At 75.9% G+C, this 14,369-nt stretch carries 12 protein-coding genes and 1 pseudogene; 8 read left to right on the top strand and 5 right to left on the bottom strand.

All coding sequences use genetic code 11. The annotated features are described in order from the left end of the window. Positions 1-10 precede the first annotated feature (10 nt). Positions 11-916 carry an SDR family oxidoreductase gene (locus WAB14_RS02960; protein WP_340267210.1) on the bottom strand — a complete coding sequence of 302 codons (906 nt, stop codon included), beginning with the start codon at positions 914-916 and terminating at the stop codon, positions 11-13. 74 nt (positions 917-990) lie between these two features. On the opposite strand from WAB14_RS02960, the gene WAB14_RS02955 reads away from it, so the two are divergent. The 8 genes and pseudogenes from WAB14_RS02955 to WAB14_RS02925 all read left to right on the top strand — a co-directional run bounded on the left by WAB14_RS02955 (position 991) and on the right by WAB14_RS02925 (position 8,078). After that, positions 991-2,184: a DUF222 domain-containing protein gene (locus WAB14_RS02955; RefSeq protein ID WP_340267208.1), complete on the top strand. Its 1,194-nt coding sequence runs from the start codon at positions 991-993 to the stop codon at positions 2,182-2,184. Between the two features lie 61 nt (positions 2,185-2,245). Further along, a pseudogene (locus tag WAB14_RS18205) lies at positions 2,246-2,455 on the top strand (hypothetical protein); the annotation flags it as partial. A 66-nt stretch (positions 2,456-2,521) separates the two neighbouring features. Continuing rightward, positions 2,522-3,679, top strand: coding sequence for a glycosyltransferase family 4 protein (locus tag WAB14_RS02950; RefSeq protein ID WP_340267206.1), 1,158 nt, complete (start codon positions 2,522-2,524; stop codon positions 3,677-3,679). A gap of 42 nt (positions 3,680-3,721) precedes the next feature. Further along, the gene (locus tag WAB14_RS02945; RefSeq protein ID WP_340267204.1) at positions 3,722-4,522 is read left to right on the top strand and encodes a CoA transferase subunit A; all 801 of its coding nucleotides are present in this window, start codon (positions 3,722-3,724) and stop codon (positions 4,520-4,522) included. Further along, positions 4,519-5,229 (top strand): CoA transferase subunit B, encoded by a 711-nt coding sequence (locus WAB14_RS02940; RefSeq protein ID WP_340267202.1) that lies wholly within the window; start codon positions 4,519-4,521, stop codon positions 5,227-5,229. The genes WAB14_RS02945 and WAB14_RS02940 overlap by 4 nt, the downstream gene beginning before the upstream one ends. A gap of 25 nt (positions 5,230-5,254) precedes the next feature. After that, positions 5,255-6,229 carry a UDP-glucose 4-epimerase GalE gene (gene galE, locus WAB14_RS02935; protein ID WP_340267200.1) on the top strand — a complete coding sequence of 325 codons (975 nt, stop codon included), beginning with the start codon at positions 5,255-5,257 and terminating at the stop codon, positions 6,227-6,229. A gap of 101 nt (positions 6,230-6,330) precedes the next feature. Beyond that, positions 6,331-7,131 carry a class I SAM-dependent methyltransferase gene (locus WAB14_RS02930; RefSeq protein WP_340267198.1) on the top strand — a complete coding sequence of 267 codons (801 nt, stop codon included), beginning with the start codon at positions 6,331-6,333 and terminating at the stop codon, positions 7,129-7,131. After that, positions 7,128-8,078, top strand: coding sequence for a lysylphosphatidylglycerol synthase domain-containing protein (locus WAB14_RS02925; RefSeq protein WP_340267196.1), 951 nt, complete (start codon positions 7,128-7,130; stop codon positions 8,076-8,078). Before WAB14_RS02930 ends, WAB14_RS02925 begins: the two co-directional genes overlap by 4 nt. A gap of 41 nt (positions 8,079-8,119) precedes the next feature. Here WAB14_RS02925 and WAB14_RS02920 read toward each other — a convergent pair whose 3' ends face one another. The 4 genes from WAB14_RS02920 to WAB14_RS02905 form a co-directional block, all read right to left on the bottom strand. Then, complete coding sequence (locus tag WAB14_RS02920; RefSeq protein ID WP_340267194.1) at positions 8,120-9,082, bottom strand: GDP-mannose 4,6-dehydratase; 963 nt, start codon at positions 9,080-9,082, stop codon at positions 8,120-8,122. A gap of 1 nt (position 9,083) precedes the next feature. Then, positions 9,084-10,064 carry a GDP-mannose 4,6-dehydratase gene (locus WAB14_RS02915; RefSeq protein WP_340267410.1) on the bottom strand — a complete coding sequence of 327 codons (981 nt, stop codon included), beginning with the start codon at positions 10,062-10,064 and terminating at the stop codon, positions 9,084-9,086. A 108-nt stretch (positions 10,065-10,172) separates the two neighbouring features. Continuing rightward, positions 10,173-12,257, bottom strand: coding sequence for a SpoIID/LytB domain-containing protein (locus WAB14_RS02910; RefSeq protein ID WP_340267192.1), 2,085 nt, complete (start codon positions 12,255-12,257; stop codon positions 10,173-10,175). Then, entirely contained in the window at positions 12,254-14,278 is a 2,025-nt protein-coding gene (locus tag WAB14_RS02905) for an N-acetylmuramoyl-L-alanine amidase (RefSeq protein WP_340267190.1), read from the bottom strand. Before WAB14_RS02905 ends, WAB14_RS02910 begins: the two co-directional genes overlap by 4 nt. Positions 14,279-14,369: the final 91 nt, after the last annotated feature.

Genomic DNA, 14,369 nt, shown 5'->3' with positions numbered 1-14,369 from the left:
GGTCGCGGGCTCAGAGGCCGGCGAGGACCTCGTCGGCCGCCTCCTGCCACCGCAGCCGCCAGGGGCCGACGGGCTCGACGCCGAGGCGCCGCAGCGGCTGGGGCGCGAGGACGGACCAGCCCGGCGGCTCCACGGGACCGTCGTGCTCAACGTGGTGGTCGTGGTCGTCGTGGTCGTCGCCGGGGTCCTCCCCCTCGACCGGCTCGAGCAGGTCGAGGTCCCGGCCCAGCGACTCCCACACCTCCAGCGCCCAGCCGAACCGGTCCGTCCACCCCATGGCGGACGCGGGGTAGACCCCGGCGGGGGCCCCGACCTCCAGCAGGCCGACGACGACGCGCGCGACGTCGACCGTCCACGTCGGCTGCCCCGCCCACGACGCGGGGACCCGCAGCGCGTCCGTCTCGCGGGCGAGTGCCGCGAGCATGCGTGGCAGGCAGTCGCCGTGGGCGCCGTAGAGCCAGCCGGCCCGCACGACGAGGGCGTCGGCGCCGCTGGCGCGCACGGCCCACTCCCCCGCGGCGTGCGCCCGCCCGTGGGCTCCGAGGGGTCGCAACGGCGCCGTCACCGGCACCGGCGAGCCCTGCGGGTGACCCGCGACGACGTCGGCGCTCGAGACGTGGACGAGCCGGGTGCCCGTGCGTGCGCACGCCGCCGCGACGAGCTGGGCCCCGACGGCGTCGACGTCGAAGGCGAGCGACGGGTGCCGCTCCGCGGCCTCGGGCGGCAGACCGGCGGCGTCGACGACGACGTCGTGGCCGCCGACGGCGTGACGGACGGCGTCCTCGTCGTCGACGGCGAGGGTGCGGACGTCGAGCTCGCTCTGACCGAGCCCGGTCACCTCGTGGTCGGCCTCCAGCAGCGCCGTGACGAGGTCGGTCCCGAGGAGTCCCGAGGCACCGATCACGAGGACGTCCACGGCGGGAGGGTAGCGACACCTCTTGTCATCGAACAGGTGTTCGAGTAGGCTGGAGGCCGGAGGAGGGGGAGCCGGTGAAGCGGGAGTCGGAGGACCGGTCGTGGGCACCGCTGGCCGTCGCGCTCGACGCCGCGGCGACGGCGGTCGACGACGTCGCAGGGCTCCCGGCTGCGGACACCGCCTGGCGCACGTCCGACAGGGACGTGGTCGACGCCGTCGGTCGGCTCGCGAGAATCAGAGCGGCGCTGGACTCGATCCACCTGTCCCTCGTCCGCGAGGTCGACAGCCGGGGAGTCGCCACCTCCTCGACCGTCGCCACCACACCCGAGGGGCTCCTCCGCAGCGCGTGCCTCCTCACCGCCGGCGAAGCCCGTCGTGACGTCGCGGCCACCCGCGCCACCTCCCCCCGGGCACCGCTTGCCCGCTTCGGCGCCGAGCTGGCGGCCGGGAGGGTGAGTCGTCGCCACGTCGACGTCGCGACGCGCTGCCTCGAGCGACTGCCCGAGGCGCTGCTCGACCGGCCGGGCGCCGCGCAGGCGGTGTCCGGGTACCTCCTCGATGCGGCCGCCGACGCGACCCCGGCCGACCTCGAGCGCGCCGCGCGGCACCTCCTCGCCACGCTCGCCCCCGACCCCGAGGACCGACGCGACGAGCAGGCGCACCGCCGGCGGCTGCTCGACCTCGCCACGGACGCCACCGGCATGACGGTCGGTCGCTTCCAGCTCGACCCGGTGACCGGCGCGCTGCTGCGGACGGCCCTCGAACGCTGGGCGGCTCCCGGAGGCCCGGGCGCGGAGGTCGACCCGGACACCGCGACCGAGGTCGTCGGACCGGACGGGATCACCTGCGGGGAGGGCACCAGCCGGCTCGCGGCCGCGGACCGTCGCGAGGCCCGGCAGCGCCGCGCCGACGGCCTCGCCCACGCCCTGCGGCTCGCCCTCGCGACACCGGAGGGCCGTGCGTGGCGGCGCTGCGAACCGGCCCGGGTCGTCGTGCACACGACACCGGAGCAGCCGGCGGGCGCCGCCGCGATCCGGCGGGCGCTGCTGGAGGACGGCGTCGGGGAGCCCGACGCGGTGAGGAGCCTGCCCGTCGGGCTCGCGGAGGCCGAGGGCGGCGCCCCGCTCCCCACGTGGGCAACCCGTGCCCTGGCCTGCGACGCGACGCTGCCGAGGCTCGTCGCCGCACCCGAGGAAGGGCCCGCTGTCCCTGGGACGGAGCGTCCGGCTCGCCTCGCGCGCGCAGCGCCGCGCCCTCGGGGGCCGTGACCACGGGTGCGTCGTCCCCGGCTGCAGCGCTCCCCCCGTGGCGTAAGACGCCCACCACGTCCGGCACTGGATCGACGGCGGCGACACCGACGTGGGCAACCTGTGCCTGCTGTGCCCGGCGCACCACACCGCCGTCCACGCGGGCGTCTGGGAGATCTCGATCGACGACAGCGGACACGTGTGGGTCACGCCGCCGCGCTGGGTGGATCCCTGTCGCCGACCACGACCGGCGCCGCGGCAGCGCGCCGCGCGCGCCCGCCGAGCCGCGTGACCGCGGTGCCGCTGACTCCGCCGCGCCTGACCGACCCGCATCGGGCAGTAGGTTCCGCGTGTGCACGTGCTGTTCGTGACCCGGAAGTTCCCGCCGCAGACCGGGGGCATGGAGACGCTCGCCAAGGACACGTTCGACGCGCTCCTGGCCGGCGGCAGCCGGGTCACGCTGCTGCGCAACGTCCGCAGCGACTGGCACTCGTGGTGGTGGCTCCCGCTCACGCTGTGGCGCATGCACCAGGTGCTGCGGCGGAGCGGGGCCGAGCGGCCCGACGTCGTCCTGCTCGGCGACGCGCTCATGAACGCGGTGGGCACGTGGCTGCTCCGGCTGCACCGCATGCCGCACGCGACGATGGTCATGGGCCTCGACGTCACGTTCGACTCCTCCGTCTACCGCAAGATCGTCGTGCGGCACCTGAGAGCGGCCCCGCTCATCATCGCGATCAGCGACGCCACCGCCCGGGCCGTCCGCGCCGCCGGGGTCGAGGACGAGCACCTGCGGGTGCTGCGGCTGTCCGTCGTGCCGCCGGACGACATGGCCCCCCGGGAGGTGGCGCGCGCCGAGCTGCGCCGTCGCTTCGACGTCCCGGACGACACAGTGGTCCTCGTCACCGTCGGACGGCTCGTGCGTCGCAAGGGGGTGGCGTGGTTCGCCGCGCAGGTGCTGCCCGCGGTGACCCGCCCGACCCCCGACCGCCAGGACGGCCTGCGCCTGGTCCACCTCGTCGCGGGGGCCGGCCCGGCGGAGGACCGGATCCGGCGGGTCGCCCGCTCCAAGGGCCTCGAGGGCACGGTCCGGCTGCTCGGCCGGGTCGACGACCCCACCCGCGAGCTGCTGCTGCGCGGCGCGGACCTGTTCGTCCAGCCCAACATCCACGTGTACGGCGACATGGAGGGCTTCGGGCTCGTCAACGTCGAGGCCGCCGTGCGGGACCTCCCGGTGCTCGCCGCCGACATCGACGGCATCCCCGACGCCGTCGTCGACGGGGAGACCGGGTGGCTCGTGACGTCGCAGGACGCCCCCCGCTGGCGCCGACGGCTGCGCGAGGTGCTCGCGGACCCCGACGCCCTCGCGACCCAGGGGCGGCGCTTCGGCGCCACCGCCCGCGACCTCTACTCCGCGGACCGCTTCGCCGCGACGCTCCACGACCTCCTCGAGGGCGTCGCCAGGGGCGACGTGACGGCCCGGGAGCTCCACGAGGAGCGCAACCTCAACCGCTCCTGACCGCGGACGCCGTGCCCTCGGCCCGGCGGTAGGTTGCTCGCCATGGACATCGTCGTCCCCGACGCGCGGACCGCCGTCGCCGACGTCCGCCCCGGCGCCACCGTCGCCGTGGGCGGGTTCGGTCTCTGCGGCATCCCCCGGGTGCTCATCCAGGCCCTCCTCGACACCGGGGTCGGCGACCTCGAGATCGTGAGCAACAACTGCGGGGTCGACGGCGCCGGGCTCGGGCTGCTGCTCGAGGCGGGCCGGATCCGCCGCATCGTCGCGAGCTACGTCGGCGAGAACAAGGAGTTCGCCCGCCAGTACCTGTCCGGCGAGCTCGAGGTCGAGCTCACCCCCCAGGGGACGCTCGCGGAGCGGCTGCGGGCCGGCGGCTCGGGCATCCCCGCGTTCTTCACCCGCACCGGCGTCGGCACGGTCGTCGCCGACGGCGGCCTGCCGTGGCGCTACGACGCCGCCGGGGAGGTCGTCGTCGCGAGCCCGCCCAAGCGGGTCGAGCGCTTCCCCGCAACCGCCGAGCCGGACGGCGAGCCGGTGGACCACGTCCTCGAGACCGCCATCGTCGCCGACGTCGCCCTCGTGCGCGCCGCCCGCGGCGACCGCCACGGCAACCTCCAGTTCCACCGCTCCGCCCGCAACTTCAACCCGCTGTGCGCCATGGCGGGGCGGCTCTGCGTCGCCGAGGTCGAGGAGCTCGTCGAGCCCGGGGAGCTCGACCCCGACCACGTCCACCTGCCCGGCGCGTTCGTCCACCGCGTCGTGCCCCTGACGCCCGAGCAGGCGGGCGACAAGCTCGTCGAGCGGCGCACGACCCGACAGCACGCAGGAGGGACCGGCCGATGAGCCAGCACACGGGCGGGTCCACGAGCGAGCAGAAGGTCGGCCTGACCCGGCACGAGATGGCCGCCCGGGCGGCCCGGGAGCTGCACGACGGCGACTACGTCAACCTCGGCATCGGGCTGCCGACCCTCGTCAGCAACTACGTCCCCGACGGCGTCGAGGTCGTGCTCCAGAGCGAGAACGGCATCCTCGGTGTCGGGCCGTACCCGGACGAGGACGACGTCGACCCCGACCTCATCAACGCCGGCAAGGAGACCGTGACGGTGCTCCCCGGGTCGAGCTTCTTCGACTCCGCGACGAGCTTCGCCATGATCCGCGGAGGCAAGATCGACATCGCCCTGCTCGGCGCCATGCAGGTGACGACGTCGGGCGACATCGCGAACTGGCTCGTGCCCGGCAAGATGGTGAAGGGCATGGGCGGGGCGATGGACCTCGTCCACGGCGCCCGCCGCGTGGTCGTGATCATGGAGCACGTGGCGAAAGACGGGTCCCCGAAGCTCCTCGGGGAGTGCACGCTCCCCCTCACCGGCAAGGGGGTCGTCGACCGGGTCGTCACCGACCTCGCCGTGCTCGACGTCGACCGCGACGACCCCGCCGCCGGGTTCGTGCTCCGCGAGCTCGCCCCGGGCGTGACCGTCGAGCAGGTGCGCGCGGCCACGGGCGCCCCGCTCGTCGTGCCGGACGACGTCGAGACCGTCACCGCCGGATGAGCGCCGGCTGAGTAGGTTCGTCGCCATGACGATCGCCGTGACCGGGGCCGCGGGCTACATCGGGTCGCACGTCGCGCACCTCCTGCGCGAGCAGGGCGCCCACGTCCTGGCGGTCGACGACATGTCGGCCGGCATCGGCGCGCGCGTCGACTCCTTCCCCCTCGTCGAGATCGACCTCGCCCGGGACGAGGCACCCGGCGTGCTGCGCGCCGCGTTCGCCCAGCACCAGGTCCGGGCTGTCGTCCACCTCGCGGCGCGCAAGGCCGTCGGGGAGTCCGTCGAGCAGCCCGCGCGCTACTACCACCAGAACGTCGCGGGCCTCGCGAACCTCCTCACCGCCATGCAGCAGTCGGCCGTGGACCGGCTCGTGTTCTCCTCCTCCGCCGCCACCTACGGCATGCCCGACGTCGAGGCCGTCGACGAGGACCTCGACTGCCGGCCCATCAACCCCTACGGCGAGACGAAGCTCGTCGGGGAGTGGCTCGTGCGCGCCGCCGCACGCGCGACCGGGCTGCGCGCTGTCTGCCTGCGCTACTTCAACGTCGCGGGCGCCGGCCGGCCGGAGCTCGGCGACGTGGTCCGGGCCAACCTCATCCCCCTCGTCCTCGACCGCGTCGAGCAGGGCCTGCCGGCTCTCGTCTTCGGGGACGACTACCCCACGCCCGACGGCACGTGCATCCGCGACTACGTCCACGTCGCCGACCTCGCGGACGCGCACGCGCGGGCGCTGGCGCACCTGGAGGAGGACGAGCGCCCGCACGACGTCCTCAACGTCGGTACGGGCCGAGGCGCCTCCGTCCTCGAGGTCGTCGCCGCGCTGGCCGAGGCGCTCGGGCGCGAGGTGCCGGTCGAGGTGGCGCCGCGACGCGCCGGCGACCCGCCCCGGCTCGTCGCGTCCGTCGACCGGATCCACGACGTCCTCGGGTGGCGGGCCGCCCGCGACCTCGCCGACATCTGCGCGTCCGCGGTCGAGGCCGAGCGGCACCGGGCCGGGAACTGACGCGCGGTCGGTGACGGGCCGGTGACCGGCCCGGCCGGGGACGCGTCGGGGCGGCACTAGGCTGCCCGGCGGCCACCGCCCGCTCACCCAGGAGGACACGCGTGGAGACCGACTCAGGCCCGCTGCGGGCCGGGTACCTCGCCGTCGCGACCGGCGCCCGGCGCGCCCTCGACGGCACGGCCCTGCTCCGGCGCTGGGACGCCCGCGCGGCCGCGGCGCCGCGTTCCCGGACCGCCCACCTGCGGACCCTCCTCGCCGTCCACAACGCCGAGGACCTCGTCGCCCTCGACCTCCCGTGGTGGACGTACGAGGCCGTCGACGCCGTCGACGACTTCCTCCGCACGCGGGAGGCGCCCCGCGCCTTCGAGTACGGCTCGGGCGCCAGCACCGTGTGGCTCGCGCGCCGGTGCGACGCGGTCGACGCCGTCGAGCACCAGGCCGGGTGGGCGGAGCGGGTGCGTCAGCTCCTCGCCGAGGCGCCCGGCCTGCGGTGCACGCCGGTCCTCCACGTGCCGGAGATCCCTGCCGTACCGAGCGGCAGGACCGCCCGCACGCCGTCGCGCGCCCCGAGCGGGACCGGCCTCGACTTCGACGGCTACGTCCGCACCGTCGACGCCGTCGAGGGCACGGTCGACCTGCTGTGCGTCGACGGGCGCGCCCGGGAGGCGGCCCTCCTCCACGCGCTCGACCGGGTCGCCGACGACGGCCTCGTGCTCCTCGACGACGCCCAGCGGGAGCGCTACCACGCGCCGGTGGCCAGCGCGGTCGAGCGCGGCTGGTACGCCCGGCGCACCCGCGGCGCGACGCCCTGCCAGCCCCTGCCCCGCGAGACGGTGCTGCTGTCGCGCGACCGCGACGTCCTCGAGGTGCTGGGCCGCCGCCCCGCGCCGCTCACGGGGTGACGGCCGGCGCGGCGGCGCCCGGCACGCCCGCCGGTCGCCGCGGCGCGCTCACGTGGCTCTCGGTCGTCGTGGGCGTCGGGGTCCTCGTGCTCGGGGCGTGGGTCGTCGCCGCCCGCTGGGACGAGGTCGGCCCGGCCCTGGCGACGATCGGCGCGGGCCCGTCCGTCCTCGCCCTCGGCCTCACGCTCGTCGGGGTCCTCGCGACCGGGGAGTGCTGGCGCGTGCTCCTCGCGGGCCTCGGCGGGCGACCGGCGCCGTCGGTCGCGCACCGGGTCTTCTACGTGACCCAGGCGGGCAAGTACGTCCCCGGCTCGCTGTGGCCCGTCCTCGCCCAGGCGGCGCTCGCGCGCCGGTACGGGGTCGGTCGGGCGACCGTCGTCACCGCGTCCACCCTCTTCCTCCTCCTCCACACCGTCACGGGCGTCGTGGTGGGCGTCGTCGCGCTCGGGCCGACGGCGGCGGGATCGTGGGGCCGGCTGCTGTACCCCGTCGCCCTGGCCGGGCTGCTCGTCCTCCTGCCGCCGGTCCTCGGCCGGCTCCTGGGCCTGCTGGCCCGTTCCGGGCGCGTGCGCCCGGGGACGCCGCCGTCGTGGGGGGCGACGGCGCGCGCCACGGCGCTCATGGCGCTGGCGTGGGCCGCGTACGGCGCCGCGACGTGGGTCCTGCTCGTGCCGCTGTCCCCCGGCACGGCGGACGCGGCCCTCGCCCGCACCGCCGTCGGCGCCTACGCGCTCGCGTGGGTGGTGGGGTTCCTCGCCGTGGCGGCCCCGGCCGGCGTCGGAGCGCGCGAGGCCGTGCTCGTCGCGGTCCTCCAGCCCGGGGTCGGGCTGGGCGGGGCGCTGTCGGTGGCGCTCGTGTCCCGGGTGGTCCTCACCGTCGCCGACCTGGGGCTCGCCGCCGCGTCCAGCGGGGTGCTGGGGCGGCGCGGCACGGGCACCGCTCCGTAGGCGCCCCCGTCCGCCGCTCGCCGCTCGCCGCGACTAGACCGTCAGGGCGTGGCGGGGCCGGAGCGCACCCGCGCGAGGTCCGCCTCCACCATCGCGCGGACGACGTCGTCGAAGCCGCGCGTCGGGGTCCACCCCAGCACCTCCCGGGCCCGTGTGGCGTCACCGACGAGCGCGGGTCCGTCGACGGGCCGGAAGAGGGTCGGGTCGGTCTCCACGTGCTCGCGCCAGTCGTGCACGCCGGCGGCGGCGAACGCGGCCGCGACGAAGTCCTCGACCGTGTGGCCGCGCCCGGTCGCGACCACGAAGTCGCCCGGCTCGTCCGCGAGGGCCATGCGGTGCATGGCCTCGACGTAGTCCGGCGCCCAGCCCCAGTCCCGGACGGCGGCGAGGTTGCCGAGCCGTAGAGCGGGACCGCCCTCGAGGACGAGGGAGGCGACGCCCCGGGTGATCGTCCGGGTGACGAACGTGTGGGGTCGTCGCGGCGACTCGTGGTTGTAGAGGACGGCGGCGCTGACGAAGCGGCCCGCCGCGCGGTACGTGCGCGCGAGGTGGAGGGTGTACGCCTTCGCCGCCCCGTACGGGGAGGTCGGCGACACCGGGGTGCTCTCGTCCTGCGGCACGACACCGGACCCGGCGAAGACCTCGGCGCTGCTCGCGACGACGACCCGGGGGCACGACGCGCCGAGCGCGTGGGCCGCACCGAGCAGCCGGGCGGTCGCCGCCCCGGTGACGTCCGCGGTGAGGCCCGGGTCCTGCCACGACCGCGCCACCGACGACAGCCCGCCGAGGTGGAACACGACGTCGGGGCTCGCCTCGGGCAGCAGGCGCCGGAACAGCCCGGGCTCGGCGAGGTCGCCGTGGTGGACCGTCACCCCCGGCACGAGGGTGCCGGCGGTGTCACCGGCCCGTACGAGCCCGTCGACCGCCCAGCCCTCGGCGAGGAGGCGCTCCGCGAGGTAGCTGCCGTCCTGGCCGGTGACGCCGGTGACGAGCGCGCGGGGCACGTCAGCCGCCGGCCCGCTGCTCGGCGAGGTCGTGGTCGACCATCATGCGGACGAGCTCCTCGAAGCGGACCCGCGGGCTCCAGCCGAGCTTCTCGCGGGCCTTGCTCGCGTCCCCCACGAGCAGGTCGACCTCCGCCGGACGGAGCAGGGCCTTGTCCTGCCGGACGAGGCCCGACCAGTCGTCGACACCGACGTGGGCGAACGCGACGTCGAGCAGCTCGCGGATGGAGTGCGTGTGCCCGGTCGCGACGACGTAGTCGTCGGCGACCTCCTGCTGGAGCATGCACCACATCGCCTCGACGTAGTCCCCCGCGAAGCCCCAGTCGCGTCGCGCGTCGAGGTTGCCGAGGGTGACGGAGTCCTGCAGGCCGAGGGCGATCCGGGCGACGGCGCGGGACACCTTGCGGGTGACGAACTCCACGCCGCGGCGCGGGGACTCGTGGTTGAAGAGGATGCCGCTGGAGGCGTGCATGCCGTACGACTCGCGGTAGTTGATCGTCATGTAGTGCCCGTACACCTTCGCGACGCCGTACGGGGACCGCGGCCACAGCAGGGTCGTCTCCCGCTGCGGAACCTCCTGCACGCGGCCGAACATCTCCGAGCTCGACGCCTGGTAGAAGCGGACGCGCGAGGTGTCGTCGTGGGCGTGGAGGCGGACGGCCTCGAGCATGTTGAGGACGCCCTTGCCCGTCACCTCGGTCGTGAGGTGGGCGTTCTCCCACGAGTACGCGACGAAGGAGATGGCCCCGAGGTTGTAGACCTCGTCCGGGTCGGCCACCGCCATGGCGCGCAGCAGGCTCGACAGGTCGGTGAGGTCACCGGTGAGCAGCGTGACGTCCGGGACGGTCCGGCGGACGAGGTCGGCCTTCGGGTTGTTCTGGCCGCGGATGAGGCCGAACACCTCGTAGCCCTTCCCGAGCAGGAGCTCGGAGAGGTAGAGGCCGTCCTGGCCGGTGATCCCGGTGACGAGGGCGCGTGGCACGAGCAGGAAGCCTGCCACGGCCACGGTCCGGCGTGCGCCACCGCGCGCGCCGGACCGCCGCGTCGCCGGGGCACCGGGACGCACCGGAGCACGGGACGGGACGTGCGCTCAGCCCGCGTCCAGGGCCGTCACGTCCCAGCCGGTGGTCCACGACGAGCCCGACGACAGCGTCCGGAACCCGGCCGGCAGCACGTCGAGCACCTGCCGGGAGCCCGACGACGCCCGGTACAGCAGGAGCTCGGAGCCCGCGCTGCCGTCGGCCTCGAACGCCGTGATGTCCCAGTCCGTCGTCCACGACGTGCCGGACGACAGGGTCCGGAAGCCGCCCGGCAGCACGTCGAGCACCTGCCGGGAACCGGACGAGGACCGGTACAGCAGGAGCTCGGAGCCCGCGGTCCCGTCCGCCTCCATCGGCGTGATGTCCCACCCGGTCGACCACGGGCCGCCGTCGAGGGTGCGGAAGCCGCCGCCCGGCAGGACGTCGAGGAGGTAGCGGTACCCGCGGTCGGGGTTGTACACGAGGACCTCCGAGCGGACGGAGCCGTCGGACTCCACCGCCTCGACGTCCCACCCGGCCGACCACGAGCCCGTCGCGAGCGTGCGGAACCCGCCGCCGGGCAGCACGTCGAGGACGTGCCGGGACCCGGACGAGGCGCGGTAGAGGAGGAGCTCGGAGCCGGGGGTGCCGTCGGCCTCGATGGCCGTGGCGTCCCACCCGGTGCTCCACGTGCCGGTCCACAGGGTCGGGGTCAGGCCGTCGGGTCGGGCGTCGACGACCGCGTGGGAGCCGGTGACGGGGTCGTAGAGGAGCGCCTCGGCGCCCGGGGTGCCGTCCGCCTCGAGGGCGGTGACGTCCCAGCCCGCCGACCAGCCGCCGGTCGACAGCGTGCGGAAGTCGCCGCCCGGGAGGACGTCGAGGACCTGCCGGGAGCCGGAGTCGGGGCGGTACAGGAGGACGTCGGACAGTGGGGTGCCGCTGACCTGCGGCTCGAACCACGTCGAACGGAGGCCGAGCCGCAGCCGGACGTCGAGGCCGGTCGTGACGACCGTCCCGCCGGTGCCGTGGACCGCGACCTCCTCCGCGCGCCCGCCCCACTCGCCCCCGCCGCTGCGGGTGCGGACCTCGAGGGCCGTGAAGGTGCCGATGGCGGGGAACGCCGCCTCCACGCGCGAGGCGGGGACGGTCGTCGTCCACTCGTGGTTGGTGTTGCGGGGGTCGACGCCGTCGTAGGGGTCGTCCTTCGCGGGGCCGAGGACGCTCTCCGCGGTCCGGCCGCCGTTGCTCGAGCTGAACTCGGTCCGCAGCGGCGACCCGGATCGCAGCACGACGACGCGGGCGGTCGCGTCCACGGCGGAGCGCACGCTCGACTGCTCGACCGAGGTCACGGCCCCGCCGGCGGACCGGGTGGCGCGACCGCCGTAGACCTGGCAGTCGGTGGTCGGCCGCAGGTCGGCGCGGGGGTCGCCGCCGGAGCAGTCGAACGTGGAGTACGAGCGGGCCGCGACGGCCTGGGAGCGCAGGGCAGCCGGCTCGAAGTACGCCGGCATCTCCTTCGACACGACGCTGTAGAGGTAGAGCTCGCGGTCGAGGCTGTTGACGACCGCGACGCCGCTCGTCGTCTCCGCGTGGACGACGAGGTCGCCGCGGTAGCCGACGGCGGTGCCGTCGCTGTTGCGCAACCACGTGAGGCCGGAGCCCTCGAGCCGCACCGGTCCCGCGACGCCGTCGGACCAGCGCGGGTCGGTCAGGGCGGTCGAGCCGGTGACGCGCACGCCGCCCGCGGTGGTGCGGGCCGCCGTCACGACCGCACCCGCGGGCAGCTCGGCACGCAGTCCCGTCGCGCTGTCGACGACGGCGACGGCCGACTCCACGACGGCGCTCGACGCGCGGGTGCGCAGCAGGACGCGGACCGAGGCGCCCGGGACCGTGCCGAGGGTGGTGCCGGGGTAGTAGAAGCCGAGGATCTGCTGGTGGGTGAGACCGCGGATGCCCGCGCCCTGGGCGCCCCACTGGGCCATGCCGCGGCCGTGGCCGAACCCGCGGCCGTCCAGGACGAGGTCGCCGGGCGCCGCGTGCGCGGCCGGAGCCACGAGGAGCGCGAGCACGAGGGCGGCGACGGCGAGGAGCACGCCGCGGACCCCGCGGGAACGAGCGGGACGGTGCGCACCCCGTGCGCGGGCACCCGGGCTCATGGCTGGGCCAGGGTGCGGGTCGAGCCGTTGACTGCCATGTCGAGGTACACCGCCCGTCGCGTCGCTGCCTGGAAGACGAGAACCTCCGAGCGTACGCTCCGGTCCAGCTCCACGGCCAGGACCTCCGTCCATCCCCTCGACCAGGCCGACGTCGACATCGTGCGGACGCCGCCGCCGCGGGTGTCGATGACCGCCTGCCGGCCCGAGGCCCGGTTGTAGAGGACGAGCTCGCTGCCCGCGCTCCCGTCGGCCTCCACGGGCACGACGTGGCTCCACGCCGGCGACCAGTCCGCCTTGGTGAGGGTCCGGGCCCGTCCCGCGACGAGGTCGAGGAGCTGCTGGCGACCGCTCGCCGCGTTGTACACGAGGACCTCGCTGCCGCCGCTGCCGTCGGCCTCCAGGGCCGTCACCTGCGACCACGAGCGGGACCAGTCGACCTTCGAGACGGTCCGCGCCCGGCCACCGGCGAGGTCGAGCAGCTGCTGGCGGCCGCTGGCCGCGTTGTACACGACGAGCTCGCTGCCGCCGCTGCCGTCCGACTCGACGGGGACGACGTGGGTCCACGACCGGGACCACGTGACGCTCGACAGGGTGCGGACCTTCCCGCCGGCGAGGTCGAGGAGGGCCTGACGGCCGCCGGCGCGGTCGTAGAGCAGCAGCTCCTGACCCGGCGACCCGTCCGCCTCGACGGGCACGAGGTGCGTCCACCCCGTCGACCACGTCGTGCTCGACAGCGGCGCGGACCGCCCGTCGGTGCCGACGTCGACGAGCCGCTGGGCGCCCGTCACGGGATCGTAGGTCAGCAGCTCGGAGCCGCTGTCGCCGTCGGCCTGAACCGGCAGCAGCCGTGTGGAGGAGGCGAGGGCGCCGCCGTAGCGGCCCGCCTCGGCCCGCACGGCGCCGAGCGCGGCGACGAGGGTGCGACCGGGGCACGCCGTCATGCCGACGTCACGGTGCGCGAACACCCGCGGCAGCGTCACGCGCTGGCCCGAGGGGTAGCGGCTCGTGCTACCCCCGGCGGACGTGAGCGCCGTCGTGCCCGCGGCGCTGCGACCGAACAGCGACAGCTTCCAGCCGATCACCTGCCCGATCGCGCGGACCATCGCCTCCGGCGCGGCGGCTGTCTCGTAGTTGCCGATGGCGGAGACACCGAAGGTGCGGTCGTTGAACCCACCGGCGTGGGCGCCGCGGACGGCGCTCGCGATGCCGCCCGCGCGTCCTTCGTAGACGGTGCCGAAGCGGTCGACGAGGAAGTTGTAGCCGACGTCGCACCAGCCGAGCGACTGCGTGTGGTACGCGTAGATGCCCCGGACGATGCCGGCGCTCGCGGCGCGCGAGTAGCCGTTCGTGCCGGCCGTGTGGTGCACGGTCGCGGCCTCGATGCCGGCGGAGTACGACGGCGAGCACCGGCGCAGCGACTCGTCGGCGCCCCACGCGGAGCGGGGCACGATCCGCGGACGCAGGAGGTCCGCCTCGGCACCGCTGAGCGGCGTCCCCGTGACCTCGCTGCCGTCGGCGGGCGACTCACCGGGGTCGACGACCGCCGCGGTCAGGCTCTCCGGCAGGTCGGGTCCGGTCCCGGCGACGCGCACCTGGAAGGCGTCCGCGCCGTCGGTGACGAGCGGCTCGGTGCCCGTGACCCCCGCGGCGAGCGCCGCCTCCTCGGTGCCGGGGTCCGGGCCGCCGTCGACCGGGTCGAGCGGGGTCCACGCCGACCAGCCGTCGGCCTCGCGGACGCGGACCTCCACCCGCCCGGGGGCGTCGCCCTCGTCCCACGTGAGCCCCACGAGGGTGAAGTCGTCCGTGGGGACCGGGTGCGTCGTCACCGTGCCCGTGCCACCGACCGCGTCGACGCCGGGCGACGTGCCGGGCGGCAGCGTCTCGACCTCGCTCGCGAGGGCGAGGGTCGTGACGCGCGGCGCCACCCCCTGCTGCGGCAGCGACACGACGTCGAAGACGAGGAGCCCCCCGACGGTCGCGGTTGCGGTGACGAGCGCGGCGGCTCGGCGGAGGTGCGTCATGGAGGTCCTTCGGCTCGGCGTCGGCGAGTCGGCACCGGTGTCAGGGCCAGTGCGGCGCCGGCGCACGATAACCGTCGACCGCCCACCCGTG

The organism is Aquipuribacter nitratireducens (genome assembly GCF_037860835.1).
Lineage (GTDB): Bacteria > Actinomycetota > Actinomycetes > Actinomycetales > JBBAYJ01 > Aquipuribacter > Aquipuribacter nitratireducens.
This window is presented reverse-complemented; position numbering and strand designations above follow the sequence as displayed.

Coding starts and splice junctions, on each gene's coding strand:
- galE (WP_340267200.1), top strand. CDS start 5,255: ATGACGATCGCCGTGACCGGGGCCGCGGGCTACATCGGGTCGCACGTC.
- WAB14_RS02905 (WP_340267190.1), bottom strand. CDS start 14,278: ATGACGCACCTCCGCCGAGCCGCCGCGCTCGTCACCGCAACCGCGACC.
- WAB14_RS02910 (WP_340267192.1), bottom strand. CDS start 12,257: ATGAGCCCGGGTGCCCGCGCACGGGGTGCGCACCGTCCCGCTCGTTCC.
- WAB14_RS02945 (WP_340267204.1), top strand. CDS start 3,722: ATGGACATCGTCGTCCCCGACGCGCGGACCGCCGTCGCCGACGTCCGC.
- WAB14_RS02940 (WP_340267202.1), top strand. CDS start 4,519: ATGAGCCAGCACACGGGCGGGTCCACGAGCGAGCAGAAGGTCGGCCTG.